At 61.3% G+C, this 21,498-nt stretch carries 22 protein-coding genes; 8 read left to right on the forward strand and 14 right to left on the reverse strand.

The features are described from left to right. Positions 1-19 precede the first annotated feature (19 nt). On the reverse strand, positions 20-382 hold the full coding sequence (locus ACSSV3_RS00950; RefSeq protein WP_354325015.1) for a hypothetical protein: 363 nt from the start codon (positions 380-382) through the stop codon (positions 20-22). A gap of 35 nt (positions 383-417) precedes the next feature. On the opposite strand from ACSSV3_RS00950, the gene ACSSV3_RS00955 reads away from it, so the two are divergent. Next, the gene (locus tag ACSSV3_RS00955; RefSeq protein WP_354325013.1) at positions 418-1,563 is read left to right on the forward strand and encodes a serine hydrolase domain-containing protein; all 1,146 of its coding nucleotides are present in this window, start codon (positions 418-420) and stop codon (positions 1,561-1,563) included. Between the two features lie 51 nt (positions 1,564-1,614). Here the strand turns inward: ACSSV3_RS00955 and ACSSV3_RS00960 are convergent, their stop codons facing one another. Continuing rightward, positions 1,615-2,409: a PhzF family phenazine biosynthesis protein gene (locus ACSSV3_RS00960; protein WP_354325012.1), complete on the reverse strand. Its 795-nt coding sequence runs from the start codon at positions 2,407-2,409 to the stop codon at positions 1,615-1,617. A gap of 11 nt (positions 2,410-2,420) precedes the next feature. Next, positions 2,421-3,077: a pyridoxamine 5'-phosphate oxidase gene (gene pdxH, locus ACSSV3_RS00965; protein WP_354325010.1), complete on the reverse strand. Its 657-nt coding sequence runs from the start codon at positions 3,075-3,077 to the stop codon at positions 2,421-2,423. A gap of 140 nt (positions 3,078-3,217) precedes the next feature. Between pdxH and ACSSV3_RS00970 the strand changes: the two genes are divergently transcribed. From ACSSV3_RS00970 to ACSSV3_RS00985, 4 genes are read left to right on the forward strand one after another with little or no spacing between them, the layout of a single operon-like run. Further along, positions 3,218-4,204, forward strand: coding sequence for a DnaJ C-terminal domain-containing protein (locus ACSSV3_RS00970; protein ID WP_354325008.1), 987 nt, complete (start codon positions 3,218-3,220; stop codon positions 4,202-4,204). A 27-nt stretch (positions 4,205-4,231) separates the two neighbouring features. Further along, a complete protein-coding gene (locus ACSSV3_RS00975) occupies positions 4,232-5,110 on the forward strand; it encodes a YihY/virulence factor BrkB family protein (protein WP_354325006.1) in 879 nt (292 codons plus the stop codon). A gap of 20 nt (positions 5,111-5,130) precedes the next feature. Further along, positions 5,131-5,937, forward strand: a complete 807-nt coding sequence (gene fabI / locus ACSSV3_RS00980) for an enoyl-ACP reductase FabI (RefSeq protein ID WP_354325295.1) — start codon at positions 5,131-5,133, stop codon at positions 5,935-5,937. A 54-nt stretch (positions 5,938-5,991) separates the two neighbouring features. Next, entirely contained in the window at positions 5,992-7,467 is a 1,476-nt protein-coding gene (locus ACSSV3_RS00985) for an LTA synthase family protein (protein WP_354325005.1), read from the forward strand. Between the two features lie 12 nt (positions 7,468-7,479). Here the strand turns inward: ACSSV3_RS00985 and ACSSV3_RS00990 are convergent, their stop codons facing one another. After that, positions 7,480-8,244: an SDR family NAD(P)-dependent oxidoreductase gene (locus ACSSV3_RS00990; RefSeq protein ID WP_354325003.1), complete on the reverse strand. Its 765-nt coding sequence runs from the start codon at positions 8,242-8,244 to the stop codon at positions 7,480-7,482. A gap of 111 nt (positions 8,245-8,355) precedes the next feature. Here ACSSV3_RS00990 and ACSSV3_RS00995 point away from each other — a divergent pair, with 111 nt between their 5' ends. Further along, on the forward strand, positions 8,356-8,958 hold the full coding sequence (locus tag ACSSV3_RS00995; protein WP_354325001.1) for a sterol desaturase family protein: 603 nt from the start codon (positions 8,356-8,358) through the stop codon (positions 8,956-8,958). A gap of 85 nt (positions 8,959-9,043) precedes the next feature. Here the strand turns inward: ACSSV3_RS00995 and ACSSV3_RS01000 are convergent, their stop codons facing one another. From ACSSV3_RS01000 to ACSSV3_RS01020, 5 genes are all read right to left on the reverse strand, one after another. Further along, positions 9,044-10,237 carry a glycosyltransferase family 4 protein gene (locus ACSSV3_RS01000; RefSeq protein ID WP_354325000.1) on the reverse strand — a complete coding sequence of 398 codons (1,194 nt, stop codon included), beginning with the start codon at positions 10,235-10,237 and terminating at the stop codon, positions 9,044-9,046. Then, a complete protein-coding gene (locus ACSSV3_RS01005) occupies positions 10,234-11,811 on the reverse strand; it encodes a capsular polysaccharide export protein, LipB/KpsS family (RefSeq protein WP_354324998.1) in 1,578 nt (525 codons plus the stop codon). Before ACSSV3_RS01005 ends, ACSSV3_RS01000 begins: the two co-directional genes overlap by 4 nt. Before the next feature lie 68 nt (positions 11,812-11,879). After that, entirely contained in the window at positions 11,880-12,488 is a 609-nt protein-coding gene (locus ACSSV3_RS01010; RefSeq protein WP_354324996.1) for a histidine phosphatase family protein, read from the reverse strand. 42 nt (positions 12,489-12,530) lie between these two features. Continuing rightward, positions 12,531-13,373, reverse strand: coding sequence for a 3-deoxy-manno-octulosonate cytidylyltransferase (locus tag ACSSV3_RS01015; protein ID WP_354324994.1), 843 nt, complete (start codon positions 13,371-13,373; stop codon positions 12,531-12,533). A 49-nt stretch (positions 13,374-13,422) separates the two neighbouring features. Continuing rightward, positions 13,423-14,412, reverse strand: a complete 990-nt coding sequence (locus tag ACSSV3_RS01020; RefSeq protein ID WP_454184730.1) for a KpsF/GutQ family sugar-phosphate isomerase — start codon at positions 14,410-14,412, stop codon at positions 13,423-13,425. Positions 14,413-14,585: 173 nt separating this feature from the next. Between ACSSV3_RS01020 and kdsA the strand changes: the two genes are divergently transcribed. After that, a complete protein-coding gene (gene kdsA / locus ACSSV3_RS01025; RefSeq protein WP_354324990.1) occupies positions 14,586-15,422 on the forward strand; it encodes a 3-deoxy-8-phosphooctulonate synthase in 837 nt (278 codons plus the stop codon). A 37-nt stretch (positions 15,423-15,459) separates the two neighbouring features. On the opposite strand, the gene ACSSV3_RS01030 is transcribed toward kdsA, so the two are convergent. From ACSSV3_RS01030 to ACSSV3_RS01040, 3 genes are all read right to left on the reverse strand, one after another. Then, positions 15,460-15,795, reverse strand: a complete 336-nt coding sequence (locus tag ACSSV3_RS01030; RefSeq protein ID WP_354324989.1) for a hypothetical protein — start codon at positions 15,793-15,795, stop codon at positions 15,460-15,462. Between the two features lies 1 nt (position 15,796). Beyond that, positions 15,797-16,936, reverse strand: coding sequence for a polysaccharide biosynthesis/export family protein (locus ACSSV3_RS01035; protein WP_354324987.1), 1,140 nt, complete (start codon positions 16,934-16,936; stop codon positions 15,797-15,799). A 119-nt stretch (positions 16,937-17,055) separates the two neighbouring features. Next, positions 17,056-17,292: a cupin domain-containing protein gene (locus ACSSV3_RS01040; protein WP_354324986.1), complete on the reverse strand. Its 237-nt coding sequence runs from the start codon at positions 17,290-17,292 to the stop codon at positions 17,056-17,058. Positions 17,293-17,427: 135 nt separating this feature from the next. Between ACSSV3_RS01040 and ACSSV3_RS01045 the strand changes: the two genes are divergently transcribed. Then, positions 17,428-18,831 carry a glycosyltransferase family 2 protein gene (locus ACSSV3_RS01045; protein ID WP_354324984.1) on the forward strand — a complete coding sequence of 468 codons (1,404 nt, stop codon included), beginning with the start codon at positions 17,428-17,430 and terminating at the stop codon, positions 18,829-18,831. A 67-nt stretch (positions 18,832-18,898) separates the two neighbouring features. Here the strand turns inward: ACSSV3_RS01045 and wecC are convergent, their stop codons facing one another. Both wecC and wecB read right to left on the reverse strand, forming a co-directional pair. After that, the gene (wecC, locus tag ACSSV3_RS01050; RefSeq protein ID WP_354324983.1) at positions 18,899-20,155 is read right to left on the reverse strand and encodes a UDP-N-acetyl-D-mannosamine dehydrogenase; all 1,257 of its coding nucleotides are present in this window, start codon (positions 20,153-20,155) and stop codon (positions 18,899-18,901) included. An 11-nt stretch (positions 20,156-20,166) separates the two neighbouring features. Beyond that, a complete protein-coding gene (gene wecB / locus ACSSV3_RS01055; RefSeq protein ID WP_354324981.1) occupies positions 20,167-21,294 on the reverse strand; it encodes a non-hydrolyzing UDP-N-acetylglucosamine 2-epimerase in 1,128 nt (375 codons plus the stop codon). Between the last annotated feature and the right edge of the window lie 204 nt (positions 21,295-21,498).

The raw sequence follows: 21,498 nt of genomic DNA on the forward strand, positions 1-21,498 counted from the left end.
AGGTTGAATCGGTGGGGACTTACTCCTCCCACTTCTCCAGCACACAGCCATAGCCTTTGCGGTAGGTCGCGGTTGCATCGGCCACCAATGGGAAACGCGCGGTCACGCTTTGGGTCGCCGGGTCATCCGACAGCGTCACCGCCTCCATCCCCGCCAGCTTGTCCTTGGTGCAATCATCAAGGCTGCGCCCGGCAACGAACCGGCACGAACAGGCGACCCGCGCCGAATAGGCCGACGCGATGCTGCCATAACCGTTGATCGGTTCGCGAAACGCCCACACCGCCGCGCCCAGCGCCGCAACAATCAACACCAGCAGCCACAGCCCCGCGCGCAGGCCGAAGCGCGCGCCGCGCTTGCCGGTCGGGGAAGGTGATTTCGCCATTGCCAAGCCTTTACACATCGGGAATTGAAGGTGCGATGACCCTGAACAAACGAAGCCATAACCGCGCGCACCTGATCGCGCCAGTGCTGCTGATACTGAGCGGATGCACCGCCGCGCCGCCTGCCGAAGCGCCGCTGTCCGAGGCCGCGCTGGCCGCTGTGACCGATGATGCGGGGGCGCCCAAGGATCAGCTCGCCCGGCAGATCGACGATCTGTTCACGATGGAGGGGCTGGGCGAAACCCGCGCGGTGGTGGTGATGGCAAACGGTAAACTCGCCGCCGAACGCTATGGTCCGGGCTATGATAAGGACACCCGTTTTATCAGCTGGTCGATGGCCAAGACGATAACCGGGGTGCTGATCGGGATGTTGATCGCCGATGGCAAGTTGAGCCTTGATGAGCCCGCCCCGGTCGCCCTGTGGCAACGCCCCGGCGATCCCCGCGCCGAAATTACCTTGCGCCACCTGCTGCAAATGCGCAGCGGGCTGCGACACACCGAAGCGGGCGATCCACCCTATGAAAGCAGCGAAGTGCGGATGCTGTTTCTTGACGGTCGCGACGACATGGCGCGCTGGGCAAGCGAACAGCCGCTTGAGGCCGAACCGGGCGAAAAGTTCGAATATTCGTCGAACACCAGCGTGATCCTCGCCGATATTGCCGCGCGCGCGCTGACGGATAGCGACGCACCCGATGCCCGGCGGCAGGCGGTGGCGGATTATCTGCAAGTGCGGCTGTTCGGCCCGCTGGGCATGGCCAGCATGGTGCCCGAATTCGATGCATCAGGCACGATGATCGGCGGCAGCCTGATGCACGCCAGCGCGCGCGACTGGGCCAAATTCGGGGAATTTCTGCGGTTGAAAGGCCGCACGCCCAGTGGTGAACAACTGGTGCCGCAACGCTGGGTCGAAGCAATGGTGGCCCCCAGCCCCGCCAGCCCGCATTATGGGTTCCAGACCTGGCTCAACCGCCCGATTCCCGGCGCTGAGCCCGGCCAGCATCCACTGTTCCCAACCCGCGCGCCGACAAGACTGTTTTCGCTGATCGGGCATATGGGGCAATATGTGCTGGTTTCTCCCGAACAGCGCGTGACGCTGGTGCGGCTCGGCCATTCGGACAGTGCGCAGCGCCCGCCGATGCTGCAACAGGCGGCCGATGTGCTGGATTTGTATTCGGTGAGATAAAGCAGCGCGCTCCCGCGCAGGGGCGCGGGGGATCGCGAAATAGTTGGTTGGCTAGAGGTAGAAGGTTCCCTTAACCACAGTGACGCACGGCCCGCCGAGCCATGCGCGGTTCCCGTCCTTGCGGCAGGTCAGATCGCCGCCGCGCGTGCTCGCCTGATGCGCGGTGAAGCTATCGCGGCCCAGCTTTTCGGCCCAGAACGGGGTGAGCACGGCGTGGGCCGCGCCGGTCACAGGGTCTTCATCCACCCCGCCGCCGGGGACGAACACGCGGCTGACAATATCTGTGCGCTGCCCCGGAGCAGTGCAGACGAACAGATTATTGCCCAGCTTTGCAAGCCCGCGCAGGTCAGGCTCCAACGCCCGAATCGTCGCCTCGTCGGGATAGAGGAACAGGTCATAACCCTGCGGATTGCGCCATGTCTCCAGCGGCGCTGCGCCAAGCAAAGCGGCAGCTTCTGGCCATGCACCGGGGGTCGTCGCAATGCAGGGTAGCCCCACTTCATACGCACCATTTGCGCGGCGCACTTCGAGGATGCCTGATTGACGGGTGCGGAAAGTGACCTGTTCGCCGCCATCGCGGCCCAATAGCACATGCCCGCTCGCCAGTGTCGCATGGCCGCACAGTCTCACCTCTTCGGCGGGCGTACACCAGCGCAATTCCCAGTCCGCCGCACCGGTCGTATCGCGCACCACGAAGGCGGTTTCGGCAAACAGGTTTTCCGCCGCGATCGCAATCAGCACATCATCATGCAGCCATTCGTCGAGCTCCATCACCGCCGCCTGATTGCCGCTAAACGGCACAGCGGAAAAGGCATCGACGTGCCAATAGGGGATCGATTGCGGCATTTGGCGGTTCCTCAGGGGTAGAGCAGCGTGTCCGACCACGGCGCATCGGCCGCAGAGCGTGTGAATTCGCGGCGATCGTGGAGGCGGTTGTCGCGATCAATCCAGAACTCGATCCGGCGGGGCGACAGCGTGAATCCCGTCCAGTGCGGCGGGCGCGGCACCTTGCCGTCGCCCTCGTGCGCGGCCCAGATTTCCTGCACGCGGGTCAAATAGGTCTGGCGGTCAGGCAGGGCACGCGATTGGTCGCTCGCCGCGCTGCCGACCTGGCTTTTGAACGGGCGCGAGTGGAAATAGGCGTCAGCAGCCTCGGGGCTGACTTCGATCAGCGGGCCTTCGATACGGATCTGGCGGCGCAGGCTTTTCCAGTGGAACAGCAGCGCGGCCTGCATATTGGCGCGGATATGCGCACCTTTGCGGCTTTCGGCGTTGGTGAAAAAGGTGAAGCCCCCGCCCGCGATCTCGCCCGCGCCGTGGCCCTTCAACAACACCATCCGCACCGAAGGCGCGCCATCCGCCGTCGCCGTGGCGAGCGCCATGGCATTGGAATCATTCGGTTCACTGGCATGGGCTGCGGCGAACCATTCGTCAAACAGCGCAAACGGATCGGCCCCGGCGGGCAGCACACTGGCGGCAAGCTGGGCATCATCAAGAGAGGGTGCGCTGGACATCGGGCTTCCTTACTATGTTGCTGCACACGGGACATAGGCACCTGCGCCCGCCGGGAAAAGGCGCGCATGGTAAATTTCGTCTGTTCGTTCGTGCGGCTCGATGCTTGCCACTTGCCACTGTTGCACCTAGCTAAATCACCATGCGCGATCCTTACAGCACACTTGGCATTGCCCGCACCGCATCCGAAGCGGACATCAAGAGCGCCTATCGCAAGCTCGCGAAGGAACTGCACCCCGATCGCAACAAGGACAAACCCAACGCGGCGGAGAGATTTTCCGACGTGACCCGCGCCTATGATCTGCTGTCCGACAAGGACAAGCGCGCGCAATATGATCGCGGCGAAATTGATGGCGAAGGCAATCCCGCCAACCCCTTTGCCGGGATGGGCGCGCGCGGCGGCCATAGAGGCGGCGGCACTTATGGTGCGGGGCCGGGCGGCGGAGATTTCGGCGGCGTTGGCCCTGATGATGTTGATCTCAGCGACCTGTTCGAAGGGCTGTTCGGCGGCAAAGCACGTCAGCAGCCGGGTGCAGGCGCGCGGCGCGGGTTTGGCCGTCAGGCTCCGCCACCACCCCCGCCGCCGCGCCGCGGGGCCGATATCCAGTACCGCCTCGCCGTTCCATTCGTCGATGCCGCCGCCGGGCGAGATCAGCGCATCACGCTGGCCGATGGCAAGGCGATCAACCTCAAACTGCCCGCCGGCGTCGATGATGGCACGATCATGCGCCTCAAGGATAAGGGGCAACTCGGGGTCGGCGGATATGGTGACGGGATCGTGATGGTCGAGGTCGGCAGCCATCCGTTCTTCCGGCGCGAAGGCGACAATATCCGCATGGATCTGCCGATCACCCTTGACGAGGCAGTGCGCGGCGCGAAGGTCAAATGCCCGACGGTCGATGGCGCGGTGATGCTGACGATCAAGCCGGGCACCAACGGCGGCACGGTTTTGCGGCTGGCGGGCAAGGGCTGGACGAAGAAGAACGGCAAGGTCGTGGATGGCAAGCCCGAACGCGGCGATCAACTGGTCACGCTCGAAATCCAGCTTCCCGCAGATCTGGCTGCGCTGGAAGAACGGCTCGACGGCTGGGTTGACACCGCCCGCCCACGGGAGAAGTTCGGCCTGTAGCGGGCCGGGCGCGCGGGCATCTATCCGGTGATCGACACCGCCCCCTTTAAACAGGCCGTGCAGGTGATCCGCCGGGTCATCACCGGCACCTTCAACGATGGCTTCATCCACGCGGGCAATCTGGCCTATCTGTCGATGCTGGCGATTTTCCCGTTCTTCATTCTGGGCGCGGCGCTGTTCGATCTGCTCGGCGGGCGCGCCAATGCCGAAGCAATGATCGCTGCGGTGACGCGGGCGCTGCCGGATTCGGTCGCCAGCGTGATCGGGCCGGTCGCCGAAGACGTGATCTATGCGCGTTCGGGCTGGTTGTTATGGCTGGGCGCAGCGGTTGGCCTGTGGACGGTATCGAGCCTGATCGAAACGATCCGCGACATCCTGCGCCGCGCCTATGACACGCCGCCGGTGCACGCGTTCTGGAAAACCCGTCTGCTGTCCGCCGGGCTGACACTGGCAGCGGTGGTGGTGTTGATGCTGTCGCTGTTCGCGCAGGTGGCAATTGGTGCGGTGCAACAGGTGATCATCGCCGCCTTGCCGCAGCTGGGTGAGGTGATTGCGCCCCTCAGACTGTCCCGGCTGCTGCCCGCATTGGGGCTGGGCGGGTCACTTTACGTGCTGTTCGTCAGACTGACCCCTGCGCAATATCGCAATTCCCGCGCGCCGCGCTGGCCCGGAGCCGCATTCACGATGCTGTGGTGGCTGGGGGTCGCCGCTGCGCTACCAGTGGTGCTGCGGCAGTTCTTCACCTATGACCTGACCTACGGCAGTCTGGCTGGCAGCATGGTTACCTTGTTGTTTTTCTGGCTCGTCGGGCTTGGGCTGGTTATTGGCGCAGAATTGAATGCGGCGTTGGCGCTGACACAGCCACACACAGCGTTTGGCGAAGAACGCGAGGAGATGACGGAATGAACGGATCAATGCCCGGTTTAATGCCCGGATTGATGCAGGCCAAGCGCGGCCTGATCATGGGGCTGGCCAATGACAAGTCGCTCGCCTGGGGCATCGCCAAAAAGCTGGCCGAACACGGCGCTGAACTGGCGTTTTCCTATCAGGGTGAAGCGCTGGCCAAGCGGGTGATCCCACTCGCCGCCGAACTGGGCAGCGATTTCACCTTTGAATGCGACGTTTCCAGCATGGAATCGCTCGATGCCGCTTTCACCGCACTGAAACAGCGGTGGGACAGCATCGACTTCGTGGTTCACGCGATCGGCTTTTCCGACAAGAACGAACTGCGCGGGCACTATGTCGACACCAGCCTCGACAATTTCCTGATGACGATGAACATTTCGGCCTATTCGCTGGTGGCGATCACCCAGCGTGCCGCCGCGATGATGCCCGAAAGCGGCGGCGCGATCCTGACGCTGAGTTACTACGGCGCGGAAAAGGTCGTGCCGCATTACAACGTCATGGGCGTGGCCAAGGCGGCGCTGGAAACCAGCGTCAAATACCTCGCCAATGATCTGGGGCCGCGCAATATCCGCGTCAACGCGATCAGCGCCGGGCCGATAAAGACGCTGGCGGCGAGCGGGATCGGCGATTTCCGCTACATCCTCAAATGGAACGAGCTGAACGCCCCACTGCGCCGCAACGTCACGATTGAGGATGTTGGCGGCGCGGCGCTCTATCTGCTGTCAGACCTCGCTTCGGGCGTCACCGGCGAGACGCATCATGTCGATGCGGGCTATCACTTGGTAGGCATGAAACAGGAAGACGCGCCGGATATTGCGCTGTCGTAAGAGAACGCAACGCTATCCAATATATTCCATCGTGATCAGCGGGGTAGCTCGCGCATGATTGAAGCCCTTTTGGCACTTGCCTTAACCTTTCCAGGCATGGCGCTGGTGGACGGGTTTGCGCGGCCGCGCAGCGTGCGGGTTTTACGCCGCCTGTCGGGCTTGTGGCTGTTGTTCTGCATCACCGCCATCGTGTTCGGCGTGCTGCTGGGGTTGAGCGGCAATCCGGCTCTCGCCGCCGCCCTGACGCTGGCTATCCACCTGCTGTTCGTATTTGCGTCTAATGCCAAGAACCGCATGCTGGGCGAACCTCTTGTTTTTACCGACTTGGCGTTGATCGGCTCGACGTTCCGCCATCCACAATTCTATTTTTCGGTGTTGGCGGCGTGGCAGAAAATTGCCGGGGTGGGTGCAGTTATTGTCTTGCTGGCCGCACTTTCATGGTTAGCCCGTCCAACCCTCACCTTGGCCATTACTGGGGCGATGGTGACTGCAATCGGGCTGGTTGCTAGCTATCTGAGTTTGCACCTTGGGCTGTTCAGCAAGCTGGCACGCAAGCCTGATGCTGCCGCAGACACCGCCGCGCTGGGCCTTCTGCCGTCCTTGACCTTATACTGGCTACGCTGGCGAGAGAGCGGCACCCGGGCCAGACTGGTTGAACATGCCCCAAGAAAGCCGGCAAATACCGAGGGGGCAGCGAACCTCATTGTGGTTGTCCAGTGCGAATCCTTCGCCGATCCAGTCGAACTCTTTGGCCGGCCCGACGATGCGCTGCCTTCACTTGAGGCCGCGCGCGCAGACGCAATACAATGGGGCAACCTGCTGGTGAGCGGATTCGGAGCCTACACCATGCGAACAGAATATGGTGTGCTGTTCGGCCGCGACGAAGCGGCATTGGGTTTCCGACACTACGACCCCTACCTGACTGCAATCGAGGATGCTCATTACGCGCTGCCGCAAAGGCTGGGGGTTGATCGCTGGCAAAGCCTGTTTGTGCATCCCCATGATATGCGCTTTTATAACCGAAACCGCATTTTGCCGTCGGCTGGCTTCGCCGAAATGATCGGCGAAGCCCATTTTGCAACCAAGTCCCGTGGCGGCGGGCGCTATGTCACGGATGAAGCGGTCGCCGACAGGATACTCGCGCTTGCAGGTGCCACTAACGATCCCACTTTCGTCTATGCCGTCACAATCGAGAACCACGGTCCATGGGCACCGCGCGGTGATGCCAAGGCCGAAGTGACGATCGCAAACTACAATCGCCTCGTGTGCGCTGGCGATAGGATGCTCGGCCAGTTGCGAGAGGGAATCGCGCAACTGGCAAGGCCTGCGATACTCGTGTTCTTTGGCGATCACAGGCCAAGCATTCCTGGCGTGAGCATCCCGGGCGGTGAGCGTCACACGCCCTATGTCATCGTGAAATTCGATGCCGAAGGGCGTATTATCACTGGATCTAACCGCAGGATAGATGTGACACCCGCGCAACTGCACCACGCGATCTTGGATCTCGAAGGCGGCCACGCCGACAGATGACCGTGCATTCGGTCAAGGCTTCAGACGCGTTAGAATATGATCCCGCAAGGCCATTGGCAGTAACCGGTCCAACGTCTGGAAAAGCGCGAATGGCCACGGTGTGACGAAGTGCCGCGCCTTGCGTTCGGCAGCATCAGCAATGCGCCGTGCAGCCTCTGCTGCTGTCAATTCAAACGGGCGGTTAGAGGAAATGGCGCGCGCAGCAGGCGTATCGATGAACCCGGGCGCGGCCAGCGTGACACTCACCCCATGTGGCTTGACCGCAAGGCGAAGCGCATCAGCGAACCGTGCCAGCCCGGCTTTCGAACCGGAATAGGCGGCAGCGAAAGGCAAGGAATGATGCGCTGCCGCTGACCCGATCAGAACGATCCGTCCATGGCCCCTTTCTGCCATCCTCGCCGCCAATGCCGCCGCCATAGCAGCGGGCGCAGTAAAATTTACCTGAGTCGCCCGCAGCACCAATTCCGGCGGCTCTACCATTGCGCCTTCCGGGCGCACATCTCCGATTCCGGCAGCGAGATACGCCACGTCGAATGGGGCGGCGCGATCTTGTTTAATCAAGATTTCGATCGCACCAGCCGTATCGCTTAAGTCGTGGCAGGTTCGTTTCGCCTTGGCCCCACGGGCCTCCACCGCCTCACATGCTTCTTTCAGCCTTGCAGGAGAGCGCCCCCAAAGGTCAAACGCAGCCCCGGCCTGGGCGTGATAAAGCGCAAGCGCACGGCCAAGACCACCCGAAGCTCCGGTGATAATAATGTTCTGAGCAGAATTTTGCATAATCGCCTCGTCACGCCTGAGCCACACCCCAGCTTTTCAGGATGGCATTTGCTAGGTTCAGCGTTCTATCCGGCTTGACAAGGTAATCGCTTTTCTGTCGAGGCCAATGATATGAATCATCAGCCCCATCAAAGTGACCGTCTCGTTTTGTTCGAAAACCGATGGCTTGAGAAATTCACGGTTATTTCCGTGGGGTGGTTTGTGGCGATCTGGGCTGTGATTGTGCCGCTGGTTGTAATGACTGCCTGGGGAACCTTATCGCCGCTGTCTGCGACCGGCCTGATGCTTACCGGATGGTTTATCTGGAGCATTTTTGAATATATCGCCCACCGCAAGCTGTTCCATTTCGACACCGACCGGCCCTGGCTTGAACGAGTCGTTTTCGTCATCCACGGCAACCACCACGTGCAACCGCGTGACGAATTGCGCAATCTCATGCCCCCAATCGTCAGCGTTCCGGTGTCGATGTCGATTTGGGCGCTGTTGTGGGCACTGGCTGGCGATGCTGGCACGTGGATGTTCGTGGGCTTCATTGGCGGTTATGTCGCCTATGATCTTACTCATTATGCGTGTCATCATTGGCCAATGCGTGGACGAGTGGGTATGTTCTTCAAACGCCATCACATGCAGCACCACTTCATAACCGGGCACGGCAATTTCGCCATCACGGCAATCTTCTGGGATTATGTGTTCGGCACGCGCGTTGTCCGGTAGGGCGTGATCAGGCACAGGGCTGATATGGGAAGAAGTCGCTGCATTTCACCGAACAACCATCGACTTGTTTCGCGGTCTTTCCGGTTCAGCCGACCGTCGATCTTATCACCCCTGCGGCGATTGCCATGTGCTCAGACCAATCCGGCGCATCCCATTGCTTGAGCCGCGCAAGCTGGGCGCGGCGCAGGGCTCCGTTTTGGGCGTAATCGAGAATGGCCTGCCGCCAACGCGGCCCATCAAGGGGGTCAAGATAATCTGGCGCAGCTCCACCTGCCTCGCGGTGCGCGGGCAAATCGCTGGCAATAACAGGTGTGCCGATAGACAGCGCCTCTGCAATCGGCATACCATATCCTTCCGCAAAAGATGGCATGAGCAAGCCGCGCGCGCCCCGCAACAGAGCGGCCAGTTCTTCATCACCGCAACTGTTCACTTCATCAACGAATGGATGGAGCGCTGGGCAACGGTCAAGAAGATCGAGGATTTGCTCATTCTCCCATCCCCTTCGGCCAATCACGACCAGACGCGGCACATCATCGGCGGGCAGTTCCTGCGCCATGCTGCGCCACAAGTGGAGGAGCATAAGGTGGTTCTTGCGCGGCTCAATCGTACCAAGGCAGACGAAAAAAGGCCTGTTGTCTTTTGGCGCCGAAGCCGGGGTTTGGGGCAAAGACTGGGTGCCGAGCAGGGCGACGTGGATCGGAGGTGAATTCGCGCCATGCGTTGCGATCCAGCGGGTCAGCGAAGCGCCGGTCGCGGCCGAGTTCACAACCACCGCATCGGAGAGCTGGGCAACGGTTTCCATCCGCGCTTCGTGCAGCGCCCGTCCGCCGGGGCGCGCGTATTCGGGATATTCGATCGGGATGAGATCGTGAACCAGGCACACGAATCGCGCTTTCTCGCGGGCGAGGATCGCGCGCTTTTTCGCGGTCTGATGCAGGTGGTGGGGGGAAACCTGAACCATAACGTCGCTCGTCCCGATCCCGCGGCGCTCCGGCATCAGGCGGGCCATCCATGGCATAACCGAAGCCAGTGACCTTTGCCCGATCCGCCCGTCCGGGACCGCCCAGCGCGCTTCGAGTTCATCAAGATAGGCAAGCGCAGACGTCTGCCCGATCCGACCGTATAACCCCGACGGGTGCACTGCCGCAAAGGCGAGGTTATCGCCGAATGTCTCCCTTAGCCCACGGGCATAGGCCATCTCGACCCGGTCCACACCCGAAGGCCGCGCGTGCCGCACCCGCGAAATAAGCCGTGAAATATCGAGCAAAACCTTCGTCATCGCCCCCCCATGCGGCGCAGCCGCACCATCGCACTTCCCTGCACGCGCCGCATCGGGCCGAGCCAGCCGAGCCGGTTGGGCATTTCCCCCGCAGCCATACGCCTCACCAGCACCTCTGGCGGACACGGCAGGCCGCTCACCGGGTCGAGATAGCGGGGATAGAGCAGAAGCACGCCAGCGACCAACTCATCCAGCGTGAGCACGCGCCCGCGCCGTTCAGGAACCACGCCGAGATCGCGCGTCAGACCCCACCCGGCATAAAATGGTGTGCCGTGGCAGATCACCTCGCGCCGCCGCAGCAACGCCTCAAAGCCCGATAGCGATGTCAGCACATGCACAGCGTCGACCTGATCGAGCAGGTCGGTGATAGACTCCTCCCGCACAATCCTGTCAGTATATTTGAGCGCCGCAGCATCGGCGACAGCGCCATTGCGATGCCCGGCATCAACATCAGGGTGGGGTCGCCACCAGAGTTCGGCGTCAGGCTCAAGCGCGCTTGCCCGGCGCAGCAATTCGAGGTTCGGGCTTATTCCTCCACCTCCGGCGCGCACCGACATGTCATCCTCGACCTGCCCGGTTATCAGAACCACACGCCGATCTTTGGCGTTGTTTGGGCGTCCTCGCCCGTCTGCGGCATGGCTCGCATACTTGCTGATCCCCGCCGCAACTATCGCATCGCGCAGCCGCGCAGCGCGTTCGAGCAGCGCTGGCGAAAAATCCGTGTGGGCAAGAATGTGCTCAAGGTCACTCGGCCTTTGCGGATCAAAATGGATCCCCCTGCGATCAACAATCACTGACAGCGGCGGAACCAGATTGCTCCCCAACCCGACAGAACGCACAAATCCGTCCTCGACCCGGACCAGCGGCACCCCCGCCTTGTGCGCCTCAGCAATCAGAGACGGGGAAATGCGCGAGGGCCAGACTGCCAGAGCAGCGCCCTCGCCCCGCGCCGCCGCCAGCGCGCGCCGGGAGCTCATGAAAATCCGCAAAGGCTTACCCGGCGACCACAGAAAGCGCCGAATTTCAGAGCGCTTCCACCAGCTAATCCCGCAGGCCGCGACCAGGCGTTCGCCCGCGCTGCCGCGATTTGCATCAATGACCCTGCGCCATTCGGCCAGCAACGCGATTGCCTCCATCGGGCCAAACCAGCCATCTGAAAACGGATCAGGCAGTGGCTGCGAGAGCGCGTGCGCCGCGCGCTGCGCCAGCATCGCGTTATTCTCGCCCGGTTCGCCGAAGCGGCCGGGCGAAAGCACCTCGACCGTGAGCCCGATCACGCTGGCGAGCGCGATCCATTCGTCTTCGCCATGCGCAATCAACCGCCGGGCGCGGGTAAGAACGCTCCACGGATCAACCGCTTCGTCCGCCTGCGCTGGCCCAAACGCAACCAACGTCTCATCGCCAACCTTGGCGCGCATTTCGACGAGTTCCGCATCTGATTGCGCACGCAACACCACGTGCGCAGAGGTGCCCGCAAATGGATCAGCCCAGAACGCGCCGCCGACCCGCGCCTCACGCAGCGCGGCAAACAGCGCGGTGCGCTGCCCTGCACTCAGCGCGAGGGAAGAGGGCATCTCTCCGTGTTTGGCAACCGCTTTGAAATTTGGAAACGGCGGCGCGCGCAACAATCCCTTGTCGCCGATCATGGGCGCGCGCCCCACTTTTCGAGCTTAAGGCTGCCATCCTCACACCGCACAATCACGCCATAACCGCCGGTCGGCAGCTTGAGCGTGGCGAGGCTCGCCGCCTGTTCAAGCAACGCCGGATCAGCAAGCAGCGCGAAGCGCGCCGCGCCGTTGCTCGTGACAAGCAGGGTCGGGCCATTGGCAGGGGGTGCGAAAAACAGTGTGCGCCACGCCGCAATCCGTGCCTCGCGGTCAACGATCCAGCCCGGCGGAGCGACAGCGCGGCTTTCCCACGCCCCTATCGCATCACTCCCGATCCGCTTGAGCACCGCGTCTTCATTCTGACCCTCGTCAGGGCCATGATCGATTTCGCGAAGAAAGTTGGCGCATTGCAGTGCGCGCGGAGATTCCTGTTGCGCAAGGATTTCTGCCGCTGTCTGTCGCGTGCGGATCAGCGGCGATGCGAATGCTTGCGCAAACGCAATCCCGCTGTCTGCGAAATGCATACCCAACGCGCGCGCCTGCGCTAACCCGGTCGCGGTCAGCGGCAAGTCAGTGCGCGCGCCGATCCGGCGTGGCAGCGTGCCTGCCTCAAAAGTATTCCCGTGGCGTACTAGGACGAACATTAAACGGGCTTGTAGCGGCTGGCCTTTCGACCGCAAGCGCGCTCAGACGGGGAACGGATCACCGAACCTCGCGATAGCGGCTTCGGCGGCAGCCAAGTCTTCGGGAGTGTCAATTCCCGACAAAGCATGACGGGGCGGTTCCACCGGGATGGTGGCGATCTGCCACCCGTGCTCGAGGAAGCGCAGCTGCTCCAACCCCTCAAGCGTTTCATAGGTGCCTGCGGGCGTCGAAACGAACCAGTCGAGCGCCACACGCGTAAAGGCGTAAAGGCCAAGATGCTGCCATACTGGTGACAGCGGTTCGCGGCGCAGTTCCGTCTCTCCGCGCATCGCAGGAAGGATCAGCTTGGAAAACCACAGAGCCTGCCCCCGCGCGTCGCGCACGCACGTGGTGCCGGAAAAGGGCGCGACGTTTTTGTGCCCGCGCAATTGGTCGAGCCGGTCCCAGTCAAGCCGATAGACTGGCGTAGCGATATCGGCTGTGCCTTGGCGCAGGGTTTCGATAAGCGCGGCGATAGTATCAGGCGGGATGAACGGCGCATCGCCCTGAATGTTGATGATGCGTTCTGGTGTATCACCGCCTTCGCATATCGCCAGCGCCGCCGCGTGCGCACGGGCGCTACCCGAGGTGAGCGCACGATCGGTCATGATAGCGCGAACGCCAAGCATGCGCGCATGGTCCATAATCCGATCATCATCGGTCGCGACCACCACATCGCAATGCCGGGCCAAATCGGCTGCGCGCCGCGCGTTGGCAACTACCCGTTCAAGCAAAGTGTGCCCCGCAAGAGCAAGCAGCGGTTTGCCGAGAAGCCGGGTCGAGCCAAAGCGCGCGGGTATGACGATAAGATCCGGAGCTGGCCGATCGGGGTCTGGAGGGGTCATCACAGGCCCAGCCTAACGCAAATTCACGAAAAACGCAGCAGTATCGCGATCACGTGATCCCGAGCCGAACGAGGTCATGAATGTGGACGATGCCGGTCAGCTTTTCATCCTCCGTGATGAACAAAACCGAAACGGCGTTATCATTCATCAATGCGAGCGCATCCACCGCCAGCATCGAATTGGATGCAGTTAGCGGCTGCGGTGTCATGTGACTAACGATGCGTTCGTCGAGATTGTGAACCGCGATGCAGCGGCGCAGATCACCATCCGTAAAGGCCCCTGCCAGCCTGCCGCCCTCATCGACGATTGCGGTGCAGCCATAACGCTTGCGGCTCATCTCGATTGTGGCGCTGCGCAGCGTCGCGTCGAGCGGGACGCTTGGCAAGGCATCCCCGGTTCCCATGACCTTTTCGAGCGTTGTCAGCCGCGCGCCCAGCAGACCGCCAGGGTGAAGAACACCGAAATTCTGCGGAGAGAAATCGCGCGCCTCGATCAATGCCACCGCCAGCGCATCTCCCATCACCATCTGCACTGTCGTTGATGAGGTGGGCGCCAGTTCGTTCGGGCAGGCCTCTCGCACTTTGGGTAAAGCAAGGCAGATGTCGGCGGCCCTGCCGATCCAGGCTTCCGGATGCGCAGTAGCAACGACCAATTTCTGGCCCGTGTGCGCACAGAAGTTCACGATGTCACTTAATTCTTGCGTCGCGCCGGACCAGGTAATCGCGAACACGACGTCGTCTGCTGACATCATACCGAGGTCGCCATGGCTGGCCTCGCCCGGGTGGAGGTAGAGTGCAGGAGTCCCGGTCGATACAAAAGTCGCTGCGATTTTGCGGGCAATATGGCCGCTCTTGCCGATCCCGGTCACAATGATCCGGCCCTTGGTCGAAGCGAACAGGTTAACAGTGCGCTCGAACGCCGTGCCAAGGTCGGTGTTGGCAAGTGCGTGCTCAAGATCCCTGAGCCCTCTGAGTTCAATCGCCAGAGTTTTCAGGGCAGCAGGCAAATGCGTTGCGATAAGCGTTTGATGCTTGCTCAAAATGACCCAACCCAGTTATATTCAAAGAGCCTTACCGATCGGCCCTTGCAGCCCATTATGTCAATCGTTTACCGCCCTAAGTGCGACCAACTGATACAAATGTCGTGTGAATCGTAGCAAGCTGCATTCGCCGTCCCATACAATCCCGCATTTGCGCAAAGGATGGCACATCAATGAAGCTGTGTTCCCGAACGATTGATGCTCATAGCCCAATCTTTCTGATTGCCGGACCGTGCGTGATCGAGAGCGAGACGCACGCACTTGGCGTAGCGCAAGTGCTCGCAGAAATCGCCGAGCGGCTAGGCTTGCTGCTTATCTTCAAGAGCTCATTCGATAAGGCCAACCGCTCCTCGGGAACATCTTTCCGCGGCCCAGGCCTTGAAGAGGGGCTGCGAATCCTGGAGAAAGTGCGTTCGGAAACTGGCCTGCCGGTGCTGACAGATATCCACGAGCCTGCGCAGGCCGCGCCAGTTGCGCAGGTGGTTGATGTCCTTCAAACTCCTGCCTTTCTCGCCCGCCAGACTGATTTCATTTGTGCGGTCGCAGCGACTGGAAAGCCGGTGAACATCAAGAAAGCGCAGTTCATGGCTCCCGCCGAAATGAGCAACGTCGTTGCCAAGGCGCGCCATACGGCAGCGCAAGCGGGGCACGAAACTGACAACTTCCTGCTGTGCGAACGCGGAACCTCATTCGGCTACAACACCTTGGTATCTGACATGCGAGGCCTGGCGATCATGGCGGAAACCGGTTGTCCGGTCGTATTCGACGCGACTCACTCCGTGCAACAACCCGGAGGGCTCGGTTCGCGTTCGGGCGGGCAGAGCGAATATGTTCCCTTGCTTGCGCGCGCGGCGGTCGCAGCCGGAGTGTCGGGGGTGTTCATGGAAACCCATCCAGACCCGGCAAACGCACTCTCCGACGGGCCCAACGCGCTCCCGCTTGAGCGTTTCGAAGGTCTGGTGCGACAGCTTCAGGCCATCGATGCGGTTGCCAAATCTGCGCTTGCCTAGAAACGGCGGGGCGGGCCTACGGCAGCGCGGCGTGCAATTACGGAGTCGAACGCAAACGATCCCCATGTTTTCGGTGCATTATTAATGCAAGGGCGAAGCACGCCGCCACCGGCCCGATGATGTCGGCATATTGATCGTAGCTGGTCCACACCCGTCCGTCGAATGCCGCCCACCACGGGGCGTTTGCGCGCAGTCCTTCGCCGAAATGCTCGATCCAGCGATATTCCGCCTGCGCAAGTTCGCGACCGACAAAATAACAGCAGGCAGCAAGGCCGCCCACCCACCAATTGCGCGTCAATATCCCAACCGCGACTTGGGCAGCCACTGCTATGATGGTGTGTTCGATCAACGCAAACGCTACCATCCCATCCATATCAATTGCCGGAACCCGAGCTGAGGTTATCAGTCAGCGTTGTTACCGTAACGATTGGCGCAAACAGTTGGCTGATCGTCTGTATCAGCTTGCGTGGCTGATTGGCAGCCGCGTTGCCGAAATACAGGACGTCGCCATCGCGCAGCGCGAATTGTTGCGCGAGAAAGTAGGTCGGCGCCTGCATCATGTTGAAATGATATACAGTTGGCTCCGTTCCGCTTGGCCCGGCATAGCGGAACAGGAATACCGCCTCGGGATCGCCGGCATCGTCGCGCGGCCCGCCTGCCATCGCTATGGCTTCAACCACGGTCATCCGCTCGCGCGGGAACGGCATCTGTTGGACCCGCCCGGTCGCCCCAAGCACCGAAAACATCAGCGGCTCGGGCAGTATCGTGAGCCGGTCGCCAGGATAGGCGCGCAGGCTGCGATAGGGGCCGGTCATCACGTCCCCCAGTCGCAAGCGAGCCACATTCTCGCCCCGTTCGACTTGCAGAACCAACGCGCGCGGCTCACCGCGATACCCCCCGGAAAGCGCGATGATGTCGGCCAGGCTTTCGCGATTGGTCTGAAGCACCAATCGCCCAGGCCGTGTCACTTCGCCGCCGACAATGATCGAGTTACCGATCACTTCCTGGCGATTGATCAGAACCTGAGGGTCTTGCGAAAGATTGCGCAGCGCGCGGCGGATCTGGCCTTGAACTTCAAGAATTGTCCTGCCTGCAACCGCTACGCGGCCAACATAGGGAACGTCGATATGGCCCGTATCATCCACGCGGCGCGGGGGTAGGGTGTGCGCTTTGACCGATGGATCAAATCCGCCTGCTCCCGCCACGGACGAGGGGGCGTCGCCGCTGAACAGAGACACGCCAGCCTCAAAAACCGTGATCAACAAAACATCGCCGGCACCGATAAGATCGGAGGGTGGGGCCTCAAGGTCGGGCAATTGCCATTCGGCCGGTGCAACCACGGGCGGGATTGCAGCTACTGAATTGACCGGAACGATTGCAATGTTAAGCCCGGTCTCCCCGGCCTCGACCACGGACTGTTCAATTTGGCTGCCGGTCGGGCCGCTGGAGGGAAGGGTCGCGCAAGCGCTGAGCGAAGCCAGCACAAGCGAGCAGAGCGGGAGTTTCAGATTCATCGTGTGTTTTTGCCAAGTTTGCTTATGGAGCGCTCCTCTAACGACAAAGCTGGTTCAGGCATAGCCCATTGCAGGACAATTCAAGCCAACCCGCCACCCACCGCACGGTGAGCCGCATTTCAGAGCAGCGCGCGCTCAACCTGCTGTTGCTGGCTGGCCTGCGGCCACACCGCTTGGTGGCCAATCTGTGGTGGCGTGTGATCGGCAAAAAGCTGCGGGCTCGCTCCCGAATCGACGCGGCCATAAGAGGTTTGCCGTTCGCACATGCGCGGTGGGTGAAAGCGTCCGGGATTGAAGATCAGGAAATTGTCGCAATTGGGCTTGCAGCGGGCACCGCTCCAGCGTTGTGCATGCATTTGCATATATCCCAGAACGACCGCCCCGGTGAGATCCGCAGGGCAGTGCGATCAGCCCTGAAACAGAGTGTGATGCCGCTGCACGTCGTTATTACGCGTGAAAACGGCGTTCCAATCCCTTTCACAAGCAGCACGATGGTGACTGTGCTCCCCGAAGAATTCGGATCGCGCACAGGCGGGTTGTGTGCGGCGCTCCGGATGGCAAGCGAGATCGGAGCAGACTGGCTGGTGCCGCTCGATTGTGGCTCACGCCTCGCCCATCATGCGCTGGCGGCGTATGGCGCGCACCTGCTTCGTCGCCGACCGAGCGACGCAAACGCTTCAGCCCCAGCGCTGCTTTATGGCGATGAAGGTGAAATTGCGTGGTTGCGGGCGAGGCCGAAACTGTGGCTGAAACCGCAGTGGGATCGGCGCATGATCCTGTCACAAGATTATGTCAGCCGCGCCTGCGCACTGGCAGTTGGCCCCGCGCTTGACGCGGCGGCTCGCTGCGACGGAGGGGAGCCGCAGAGCCTTTACGAGCTTGTGCTTCGGATCGCAGAAAATGCGCCGGTTGAGCACGTTGAGCGTATTACCGCGCTGACGCCTGATGACAGTTGGCTCCATGATGGGGCGGCAACGCTCGCGGCAGTGCGCCGGGTGATGAGCGCGAGTGCCGATGACATCGTGCCCGGGCCGTTTGGAACGGTCGCATTGCAATTCCCGTTGCGCCAGCCGCTGCCGACCGTCAGCGTGGTCGTCGCCACGCGCGATCGTGTCGAATTGCTGCGGGCCTGCGTTGAGGGAGTGCTTTACGCGACTGATTACCCGGCATTAGACCTGATCATCGCCGACAATGACAGCGTCGATCCGGAAACCCTGGGGTACATGGACGAGGTATCCGCCGACCTGCGGGTCAGCGTCGTGCGCTGGCCGCACCCGTTCAACTATTCGGCGATCAACAATTTTGCGGCGAGCCGTGCGCGCGGAGAATATCTGTGCCTGCTCAACAACGACATCGAAGTGATCGAGCCGGATTGGCTATCTGCGATGATGCGCGAAGCGTTGCAGCCGAAAGTAGGCGCGGTGGGCGCAAAGCTGCTTTATCCTGACCGGTCAATCCAACACGCGGGGGTCGCGATCGGACTGGGCAATGCGGCCGGCCACGCCCACCGTGGGTTACCCGAAGGCGATCCAGGCTATTTTGCGCAAGCACACATCGCGCGCGGGGCAAGCGCAGTTACGGGTGCATGCCTCCTAGTCGCACAGCGGCACTTTCAAGCTGTTGGCGGGCTAGACGAGGAGCATCTGGCAGTCGCATACAACGACGTGGATCTTTGCCTGAAGCTGCGCGAACGCGGCCTAGCGACCATCTACACCCCGGCTGCCACGCTGATCCACCACGAAAGCAAATCACGCGGGCTGGACTTTGCACCGGAACACCGTGAACGCTATATGCGCGAGCTTGAAGTGTTCCAAAAGCGTTGGGGCTCTGAGTGGGTCGTGGACCCGTGGCACCACCTGCGGCTTGACCGGGCAAGCGAGGTCTATCGCGCGTGATCTTTCAGCACGCCAACTCAGGAAATCGACCAGCTGACACCGGAGGGCATCCGCCCCATACAGCGCCTTAAAGACCCACGACGTTTATAAGACGCTTAACGTCGGCAAGCTTATCGCCGAGCGCCGAGAAGACCGAATGTCGCACGAGAACGCAGACCACGTCCGCCTGCGCAATCGCATCTTCGAGTGAGGCCAACGTGACCGGAAGGCCCGCAAGACCTTCGGGAAGCGCATCGATATGTGGTTCAACAACAAGGACTTGGCAACCGAGCGCCCCGAACTGGCTGGTGATTTGCAGGGCTGGGCTTTCGCGCAAATCATCAATATCCGGCTTGAAGGCAAGGCCAAGACAGGCGACCTTGATATCCTCCATCGCGCGCGATTGATCAGCGGCAAGTGCGTCCATGATGGCCTCCTTTCCTTTGTGCAAAACCCAATCGGGCTTCGCGTCATTCACTTCGCGCGCCGTGCGGATCAAGCGTGCCTCGTCAGGAGCGGAGGAGACAATGAACCATGGGTCAACCGCGATACAATGCCCGCCAACGCCTGCCCCCGGTTGCAAAATGTTCACCCGGGGATGCCGATTGGCCAATGCAATCAGTTCCCACACGTCGATAGAAAAACGGTCGCAAATGATGCTGAGTTCATTGGCAAAGGCGATCTGGACATCGCGCGAGCTGTTTTCGGTCAGCTTGCACATTTCTGCCGTGCGCGCATCGGTTATGACGCAATCGCCGCGCACTACCTTTTTGTACAAAGCCACCGCCAGTTCACTCGCGCGCTGCGACATGCCGCCGATAATCCGGTCATTGTGCACCAGCTCGGTCAACACCTGTCCCGGCAGCACGCGTTCGGGGCAGTGCGCGATGTGGATGTCCGCATCGTCACCTGCATCTTGCGGAAAGATCAGGTCAGGGCGCGCCTCGGCCAGCCACGCGGCCATCTGTTCGGTCGCGCCAACCGGAGATGTGCTTTCCAGAATGACCAGATTTCCGGGTTCCAATACCGGAGCGATCATTCGCGCTGCGCTGGCAATATAGCTCAGATCAGGCTCGTGCGCGTCCTTGAATGGCGTTGGCACAGCGATGATGAAGGCCTCAGCCGGTTCTGGCACCAGCGTCGCGTGCAGCAGGCCCTTGTTGACGACGTTGTGCACCACTCCGTCGAGGTCGGGCTCAACCAGATGGATTTTACCGGCATTGATTGTGTCAACGACACGCTGTGAGACATCGACCCCGATCACCCTGACGCCATGGGCCGCAAACAAGGCCGCCGTCGGCAGGCCAATATAGCCCAGCCCAACCATGGAAATACGATCAAACATCGATTGTTCCTTTACTTGGCCCGTGCCCGCGCAACGAGAGCCGCGGCAATCCGCTCTGCCGCCTTGCCATCACCATAAGGATTAATGGAGTGGGCCATCAGCGCGTAGGCTTCGGGATCGTGCAACAAGGTAAGCGCAGATTCCCGGATGCGGTCGGGATCGGTTCCCACCAACCGCACTGTGCCGGCATCCACGGCTTCGGGTCGCTCGGTCGTGTCGCGCATCACCAGAACCGGTTTGCCGAGCGAGGGGGCCTCTTCCTGCACCCCACCCGAATCGGTGATGATGAAATGGGAGCGGCGCATCAGCCAGACGAAGGGCAGGTATTCTTGCGGTTGGATCAGGTGAACGCCGGGCGTGCTGCCGAGGATCCGCTGAACTGGCGCCTGCACATTGGGATTGAGATGCACAGGATAGACGATCTGCGCATCACCCTGTTCGCTGATATCGCGCAAAGCGCGGCAGATGTTTTCGAAACCCGAACCGAAATTTTCCCGCCGGTGCCCGGTTACCAGAATCATCCGGCGGCCGTCTTCCAGAAACGGGAATTGCCCCTGCAATTGCGCTTCCAGCGCTTCGTCGCCGTCCAGCTTTGCCACCACATCGTGCAGCGCATCGATCACGGTATTCCCGGTCACGATGATGTTCCGGTAGGCGACGTTCTCCGCCAAAAGGTTTTGACGCGAGGTTTCCGTCGGTGAGAAATGCAGGTCGGCAAGGCGGCCCACGATCATGCGGTTCGCCTCTTCAGGCCAAGGCGCATAAAGATTGCCAGTGCGAAGGCCAGCCTCGACATGGGCGACCGGCACCTGCGCATAAAAAGCGGCCAGCGCGCCGGCCATCGTCGTCGTGGTATCGCCGTGGACGATCAGCCGATCATAGCGTTTTTCCTTCAGCACATTGCGCAGCGCGAGAATGATGTTGGCGGTAATATCGGTGAGATCCTGCCCCGGCTTCATCACATTCAGATCGAAATCCGGCACGATATCAAACAGCGACAAGACCTGATCCAGCATCTCGCGGTGCTGGGCAGTGACGCAAACGTCAACGTCAAGCCCCGGCGCAGCCTTGAGGCGGCGCACCACGGGTGCCATCTTGATCGCTTCCGGACGCGTGCCAAACACGACGAGTATGTTCATGACTGGTCCCATGATTTCGCTGGTGGGTCGGAAGGGCGCTATGCGGATATTGTCTCGACTTACAACCCCCGTTTAGCATAAAGCATGCTAATCGCGCGATATCTTGAGGCGGTTGGGCATTCTTCATAGAAGTTTCGGCTGCGCATAGCGACCGGCATCGCAATCAAAGTGGGCCGCCTTTTAGCCCGGTTCAGGAACAGCACC

It is taken from the genome of Porphyrobacter sp. MBR-49, assembly GCF_053628655.1.